Origin of the sequence: Mesorhizobium sp. WSM3868 (genome assembly GCF_002294785.1) — a bacterium.
Lineage (GTDB): Bacteria > Pseudomonadota > Alphaproteobacteria > Rhizobiales > Rhizobiaceae > Mesorhizobium.
Window position 1 is genome coordinate 129,266 of record NZ_NSGB01000018.1, and the last position, 7,058, is coordinate 136,323.

The 7,058-nt window shown below is 60.1% G+C and carries 7 protein-coding genes and 1 pseudogene; 1 reads left to right on the plus strand and 7 read right to left on the minus strand.

Annotated features, from left to right (window positions below):
* Nucleotides 1-166 precede the first annotated feature (166 nt).
* The 5 genes from CK221_RS24390 to CK221_RS24410 form a co-directional block, all read right to left on the minus strand.
* Nucleotides 167-547, minus strand: a complete 381-nt coding sequence (locus CK221_RS24390) for a cytochrome c family protein (RefSeq protein ID WP_095779549.1) — start codon at nucleotides 545-547, stop codon at nucleotides 167-169.
* 45 nt (nucleotides 548-592) lie between these two features.
* Nucleotides 593-934 carry a hypothetical protein gene (locus CK221_RS30865; protein ID WP_245430733.1) on the minus strand — a complete coding sequence of 114 codons (342 nt, stop codon included), beginning with the start codon at nucleotides 932-934 and terminating at the stop codon, nucleotides 593-595.
* A gap of 178 nt (nucleotides 935-1,112) precedes the next feature.
* Nucleotides 1,113-1,469, minus strand: coding sequence for a hypothetical protein (locus CK221_RS30870; RefSeq protein ID WP_245430734.1), 357 nt, complete (start codon nucleotides 1,467-1,469; stop codon nucleotides 1,113-1,115).
* 118 nt (nucleotides 1,470-1,587) lie between these two features.
* On the minus strand, nucleotides 1,588-1,773 hold the full coding sequence (locus tag CK221_RS24400; RefSeq protein WP_245430735.1) for a hypothetical protein: 186 nt from the start codon (nucleotides 1,771-1,773) through the stop codon (nucleotides 1,588-1,590).
* A 721-nt stretch (nucleotides 1,774-2,494) separates the two neighbouring features.
* Nucleotides 2,495-3,001 (minus strand): hypothetical protein, encoded by a 507-nt coding sequence (locus tag CK221_RS24410; protein WP_095779551.1) that lies wholly within the window; start codon nucleotides 2,999-3,001, stop codon nucleotides 2,495-2,497.
* Between the two features lie 692 nt (nucleotides 3,002-3,693).
* Between CK221_RS24410 and CK221_RS24415 the strand changes: the two genes are divergently transcribed.
* Nucleotides 3,694-4,017, plus strand: a complete 324-nt coding sequence (locus tag CK221_RS24415) for a hypothetical protein (RefSeq protein ID WP_179295197.1) — start codon at nucleotides 3,694-3,696, stop codon at nucleotides 4,015-4,017.
* A gap of 1,212 nt (nucleotides 4,018-5,229) precedes the next feature.
* Here the strand turns inward: CK221_RS24415 and CK221_RS30875 are convergent.
* Together CK221_RS30875 and CK221_RS24435 are read right to left on the minus strand one after the other, a co-directional pair.
* Nucleotides 5,230-6,298, minus strand: a pseudogene (locus tag CK221_RS30875) (AI-2E family transporter).
* A gap of 429 nt (nucleotides 6,299-6,727) precedes the next feature.
* Nucleotides 6,728-7,058: transposase (locus tag CK221_RS24435; protein ID WP_143749097.1), on the minus strand; the 331-nt coding region annotated here is incomplete at its 5' end.

Below are 7,058 nucleotides of genomic sequence, written 5' to 3' on the forward strand. Positions count from 1 at the left end.
GAACGGGCTCCGGGGGACATGCCCCACGCGGCGCGGTGAACCTTGCCGGAGGACACACGCCGCGAGACTCAACCGGGACACTGGTAGGAATGTTCCCTTCCGCCGATGGGACAGAAGTCGGACAGGCTGACCTGTGCTGAAACCTTCGCCTCGCTACAGGGCCCGCTTACTTGGAAAACTGTTTCAGGTAAGCGATGACGTTGGCCACGTCCTGATCGTTCTTGAGGCCGGGAAACGCCATCTTCGTTCCTTTGATCATCCCCCTCGGGTCCTGAAGATACTTTGTCAGCGTGGGCTCATCCCATTTGATGCCGGATTTTCCGGCCTCGGCCATGGCCATGGAATAAGTGAAACCGGGATGCGTGCCCGCGGTGCGCCCGATGACACCGTGCAGAGAGGGGCCGACCTTGTTCTGGTCCTGGTCGGCAATGTGGCAGACCTTGCACTTGGTGAAGACCTTCTCGCCTGCGGCGGCGTCCTGCGCCCGCGAAGGGCTTGCAATGAAGATCGTGGCCGACGAGGCGATGAAAAATGCGATTGCGCGCATGGCGGCATTCCTCCCTGATCGATCGTCATCTGCTGGATCCGCTTCTTAGTCAAGCTGGCCGGTGTCTTGGGTTCCATCCTTAAAATCCTGAAATGTCGCATGACGCAGCGTGTGCTCCCCGCGAAGGAACTTCACCCTGCCCGTGATGCCGGGTTTAACCCACTCGACATCATCGGCGAAGGCGCTCGGCACCCGCTGCGCAGGCTTGGATGCCCTGGCCGCTTCGACACGTTTCCAAAGCCGCTCCCTGAGGCCGCTGGGCAGCGTTATGAACGCCGTGCCGGCATATCGGCCACCGCGCGCCACGATCGCCGCAGCGGGCTTTCCAGGCTTTCGCTTGATGCCCAGCAGTTCGAAGTCGCCGACCTCCCAGCATTTCGTCTTCACCCAGAAATCCTACTTGCCACTGCGATAGGAGCTCGTACGGCGCTTCGACACGATGCCCTCAAGGCCCCTCTTTTCGACGGCTTCGAAGAAGGAGGCGCCGTTGCCTTCGACATGATCCTAATACTGGATTATGCCCTCAGCCGGCTTGATCAGGTTCCAGACATCGCCTTGCGTTCGATCAGCGGCAGCACCCGAACGTGCTCGCCGTTGAGATAGAGTAGGTCGAAGGCGACGAAGGCGAGCAGCTCGGCTTCCAAGTCATACGCGAATGGATGGCGTGGAAGTTCGGCCGCCCGTCCGGGTCCGGCGCGATCACCTCGCCATCGATGATGAACGACTCCGCCGGCAGCTTTTCGGCCGCGTTGACCATCGGCCAGTAGCGCTGGGACCAATCATGTCCGTTTCGCGAGAATGCCCGCACACCTGCCCAATCGCGGACGAGCTGGGTGCGGAAGCCATCGTACTTGTTCTCGTGCAGCCAGTCGTCGCTGACCGGCGGCTCGACCTGGATAGGCTCAAGCGGCTTGATGAACATCAACCGCTCTCTGGCGTTACGCATGCACCCGAACTCTCCGACCGCGATTCAAGCCGTCCGCGGCCCATCGGTTCCGGGCTCTTTTAGCGAATTTGTATGTAATATGTTTATTCGCGGTCTACCCCGCCAAGCTTCCTTCGCGGTTCGCCAGGGCTTCGAAGATCACCTCGTAGACGCTTTCGACTTCCTTGTTGATCTCGGCGGCCGGGATGCCTTCTCGGTCGGCCGCTCCCATGAGCTGGTCGGCCAAGTCGCTCACTGCGACGGGATCATCAGTCATCGCGTTCGGCAGGTGCTCTGCCATCCATTTGTCGACGAAATTTACACCCCGTGTGCTCATCAATGGAGTAGGACGGCCGAGAGGACGGACATGCCAACCGACAGAGGCACGGCCACCAGCAAACAAGCTTCTAAGATGATTGTTTCTTTGTCACTGAACATGGAAAGGCAATGCTTTTCCGGGGCGTTAAGTTCCGGAGCCTTCAGGCACGGACTAGTTTTCGGCGCCTCGCCTCTGTTCCGCTTGGCGCCTATCGATCGCGACCTGGAGCCGGATGGCTGCAAGCACGAGGGCGACCGGAATTGTGTCGGATTTGGCTTCTGGTTTCTGCATTCCGCCTATAACAAATGTTAGTGGCCGGCCGGTTCCCCCGAAAATCGTGGAGCGGTTAACGCAACGGACGCTCGGGAAAGCGTCACGCTATCGGAACGGCGGAGCGATCAGCTATCCTCTCCTGCCGGTATCTCCAGCTCCGAAGGCGATATTCCTGCGCGCAGCTGGCTCAGCCGTAATTCATCGACCCAATAGACCTCGCCGTCGACCAGCACGCGAGCCTCGTAGGAGCCTCCGGAGAAACGCTGCGCCGTGATGTAGAGACCTTGTGGCGGTCGACCGCTTTGCGGACTGCGGCGCGCTTTGAATTCTGGCGGGTGACCGGACTGGCCATAAACGCGGTACTCTTGACGCAACTACAGGCGATTAATTTGCTTGCGCCGGAATTGTTCCAACGCGCATATCGCGACGTTTAATCGAAAGCTGTGCCAATGGGGTGCTTGATAAAGTAGAACCGACGCCGGCTTCGATACTTGCGTTCCGATCGGTCGATCACGCCCTTCGTCTGCAGAGATTTCAGCACGTCGCTAGCGCCCCTCCAATCGCGCCCTATCAATAAGCCGGCCTCTTCTTTGACGTTTATGCGCTTTTGATCGGCCAGATAGTTCACCACCATCCGCTCGCTTTCCGAAAGCGTCGCATAAACTTCCGGGTTAATCGCCGAGACCGCTTCCGCACGCACATAGAACTTGCGGTGCTCAACGTTGTTTTTAAGCGTGACGACAATTTTGTGGGTGCCGACCTGCTTCTGGTCGAAAATTGGGTCCGGTAGGTTCGCATGGCGCATGTCGTCACGCATGCGCCGCGTCCCTTCAAACGCGCACAAGACATGGTTGAAGTAGAACATTGCCCAGCTCTCGGGGTGCTGCTCTACCTTCAGATAGCGCAGGCGCTCACGCTGTAATTCCCTGCTCAACACATGCAGTCTCCCCCATTGGCTTCGGCCGGTGGGGGGCTCTTTTTCGTCTCTGGCGAGGCTAGCGAGAGGCGGCTTCCTACCAGCTTCCGATAGTGATTGTTACGATGATCGCGAAATCCTATGGCAGCTTAGCGCTCCCATAGCATCGGTCGAGGCGGGCGCCTATCGCCATGCCCGAGCCGGAGCTCCGCTGGGTTAGCAATCGGAACCGTATGGACCCGGTTGCCTAAACCGCGGGCGACCCCGCTTGGCCCTTTTTCCGCGCGCGCAACCTCCCTGGCCACCCCGTAGGTCGCGGTGGCGCCCACGGTGCCTTCGCCGTTGGGCGCCCTCACCGCGCAGCCGGTCGGCGCTTCAACGCGGGAGAGCGCGTCCCGGGTCCTCGGCCGAGCGTGTGCACTCTTCGGCCACCTCCGCCAGAGTCGGAAAAGTCAAAACGTGCCCCTGCTGGGTCCGAGATCCATGAGCGCCATCCGTCGGGAAAGGAACTGCAACGGATCCTTCGTCATGCTTCCGACCATAGGGTATTGTGGCCGAGGATTTCGATCTGGCAGGGCGCGGCAGCCCTCGCGGCACAATGGCTGGGCGTTCATGGATTCGACAAGAAGACGCCGACGCATTCGGAAAGGGCCGGCAGGCTTGCGAAGCGAGTCTGGCGGAATGTCGGGGGTGAGGCAACGATTGAGATCAACATGATTGCCGGAATGGGACACGGTACGCCGATCCGGGATGGCCTGGGCAGTCCAGGCCCTTTCATGCTCGATGTCGGCATCTCGGCCACGCGCGAGATCGCGCGTTTCTGGGGTATCGATGCGACGCAGACGAATGGTTCGATCCGATCGAATCTTAATATGGGGGTCGAAAGGCCGTCCTCCCGCTCCTCGTCGCCGGCCGCGGAAGAGGCGCTGGCAAAATTTCCCACTCCGTCAGCCCGCAACATATCCGCGCCTCGACCCGAGTCGGGCCCGCATGGCATACAGGCCGTCATCGAAGATGCCTACGAGCGGCGGGTTTGATGCGCTAGCATGTTAGCGCGATCCTAGACGGCCGTCATTTCTTGAAGCCACTGCACCATCACTGGTTCTTATGCCGGGTAGTGTCTCAGTTTGAGTTTCTGGATTGAGAGAGGTGTGGGCAGGCTGGTGGACTCGACCCCTGCCGACCACCAGCCCCGTCGCCAGTTCTCCAGTGGGTGGAGATCAGCGCCAGAGACACGCTAGCACTTAACGGCATGCCGAGTCAGATTTAGTTCTCAGTACGGCGACCCGGCCAGTAATGTTAGAGCGCGCTTTTTTTAGGGACCGCGCTTGCCAGGTTTAGGCGCAACGGCGTCGATCTTCTCGCAAAGGTCTTCCATCGACCAGAGCGTCTTGGAAACACCAGCCGCCCGATTCTCGGAGGCGGACGAGCCAGATGCTTCGCCCACCGCTTTGCAGCAGCCTTCTTAGCAATCTCTGCGCGCCGTTCCGGTGACATATTGGCGGCGCGTTCTTTCCGCCGTTCGAGCCAGGCTCCTTTGCGGCGGCGCTCTTGCCGTCATCCGGTGTGTCGTCGGCTTCCTCGCCAGGTGGCAATGCGCATGACGCGGACGGTGTTGCCGATCACGTCGGCCGGTCGCATCTGGCGCCTTTAGGTCCGATGGGCATTCGCTCTCGCACTCTGAATGAGTTGACTGATCTGCTTGCGAAGGGCCAAGCCATTCATCTGACGACTGTCGTAGCCTTCGTTTCTGATCTTTGTACGCACCTCTCCGAAATTGACGTATACGCCAGACTGGGCGAGGTCGAAGGCGCGCTCAAGGGCTCGTTTGTTTTGATCCATAGCGCTAAGCATATGGGAATTCGACGCGTCAGGGACAGGCCGGCGGCACTGAATGATCCATCTCAATTTCAAACTGAGAGACTACCTATGCCGGCCTCCTTGGCCTCACTGACCTCGACGGTGTAGAGTAGTTCGCCATTCCGCCGCGCACGCGCACCAGCCAGCCAGAGAGATTATAGAGATACTCGGTCCGCACCCGGTTCCAGGTCGGCCAAGAGATCGATCGCGCTCCGGACCGCCTCCTCGCCCCAGATTTCGAGATGCGCGGGCTCGCTCATCCTTTCGGCGGGAGCCTTGCGCCACATCACCCAGGGAAAGCCGTTCGTCATCGCGAACGCCGCCGTTAGTCCAACATCAACCCGCTCCGGCCGTTCCTGGCACCGGGCGCGCCACCGCCGCCCGAAGGACTACTCACCAGGAGGGCTACGCTTCGGGACGTCGGCAGCCTGCCATTCAAGAAAAAGGCTGTATCCCACCGCTAGGAGGACAGGGCCGAGGAACACACCGATGAAGCCGAAGGCCAAAATGCCACCGAGAAAACCGAAGAAACTGAGCAGCACTGGCAAGCTGTTCGCTTGCGTGAGAAGATAGGGCCTCAACAGGTTGTCGATGCTGCTCACCAGCAGCAAACCCCAAGTCGCAACGAAGATGCCCCAGCCGACCTCGCCTCGAAAGAACAACCAGAGGGCGGCGGACCCCCAAACCAGCGGAGGAGCGGCGGGGCACGAAGGACAGAAGGAATGTGAGGAAGCCGAGCAGTAGCGCCTGAGGCACACCTGCGATCTAGAACCCAAGCCCGGCGAGCGCTCCTTGCGCAATAGCCGTCCCGATCACACTGTAAACCACCCCGGTAACTGTTGAGCCCGCAACTGCGAGCAGATGCCGGGCGCGAGTGCCGCCGATCCGCTCGGAACTGCCACGCACGGAAGCTGCCATCTGGCGGCCGTACCGATAAAAGAAGAACGCGATGAACACGCTCAGTGCCAGTTCGAGGAGCCCGACGCCCAGAACCGCACCGCTGGCCACTGCGATGTCGGTCGCAGGCCGGATCAGCTTCGTCAGCTCGACGAGGAAGGCTGGTGCATTATAGGCCAGGCCCTGCCAGTAAAGCGCAAGACGCTCACCTATGAAGGGGATTTCGGCTACCCACCCAGGTGGCGCAGGTGGGCCTTGCTCAAGGAGGCTGTTCACGGCCTGGGCCACGGTCGCCACACTATCGGCCAGTGTTGCCACCAAGATGGCAAACGGCGCCACAATAACAGCTGCCACAAGCAGTGTCATGAGAAGCGCGGCGGGCGTCCTCCGTCCTCCTAGCAGTCGCTCCAACCAAGTGTAGATTGGCCAGGTGGAGAAGCAGAGCACCGCCGCCCAGATCAAGGCGGAGAGGAATGGCCAGAGCACGACAATGCAGCCGATGCCCAGAAGCACAAGTGCGCCAATTCCCAAGATCCGCTCGACCGATAGATCAAATACCATGATATCCACCTTGGTCTTACTGGGCCATCGAACGGTTCATGCAAAATCTGCTGGAGGGCTAACGGAAACACTGCGTGCTTGGCGTACCAATCTACACGGATTTCCTATTTCACACGCTGCCGTCCGTCTTCGGTTACTCTTGACGCCCACCTGTTATTGGATGATTGCCGACATGCGCTGCGACGTCCCTGACGTTAGGGGCAGGATGAGGCATTTGACCGGGCAATCCCCCAGTATCATGCAAGTGAAAGTAATCGGACTGACCGCGGCGTCAGTCGGCCGCTCCGGGGAGTCATAATAGGTCGAACGCGCAATGCCCATCAACCGGCATCCCTCCGCGACGGAGACGCCACGGGGCCGGTGATAAGGGACGTAGCCCGCTTCTCGGCAGCGGTGCGCTTTTCAGGCCCCCTTTAGAGCGGGATGAAGTCATCTCCGGTCGTATCCTGCATTGGCGAAGTAGTTTGAGCACTCGGCGGGTGTCGTCCGGTTGAGGATTTCGCCGATCGCCTGGCAGACGGTCTCGGCCGTCCGTTTGGCCGCCTTTCGAAGCCAGTGTTTGAGCTTGGCGAAGAACTGTTCGATGGGATTGAGGTCGGGTGAGTATTTGGGCAGGAGAATCAACTTGGCCCCTGCCTTGCGAATGGTGCGACGCACGGCCTTGCCCTTATGCGAGCCGAGATTGTCCATGACGACGATGTCGCCGGGCTTCAGGGTCGGAACCAGCACGGTCTCGATATAGAGGCGGAAGCGCTCGCCG

Bases quoted from the DNA above. Each gene is read 5' to 3' on its own strand.
- CK221_RS24390 (WP_095779549.1), bottom strand. From the start codon at position 547: ATGCGCGCAATCGCATTTTTCATCGCCTCGTCGGCCACGATCTTCATT.
- CK221_RS30870 (WP_245430734.1), bottom strand. From the start codon at position 1,469: ATGTTCATCAAGCCGCTTGAGCCTATCCAGGTCGAGCCGCCGGTCAGC.
- CK221_RS24400 (WP_245430735.1), bottom strand. From the start codon at position 1,773: ATGGCAGAGCACCTGCCGAACGCGATGACTGATGATCCCGTCGCAGTG.
- CK221_RS24415 (WP_179295197.1), top strand. From the start codon at position 3,694: ATGATTGCCGGAATGGGACACGGTACGCCGATCCGGGATGGCCTGGGC.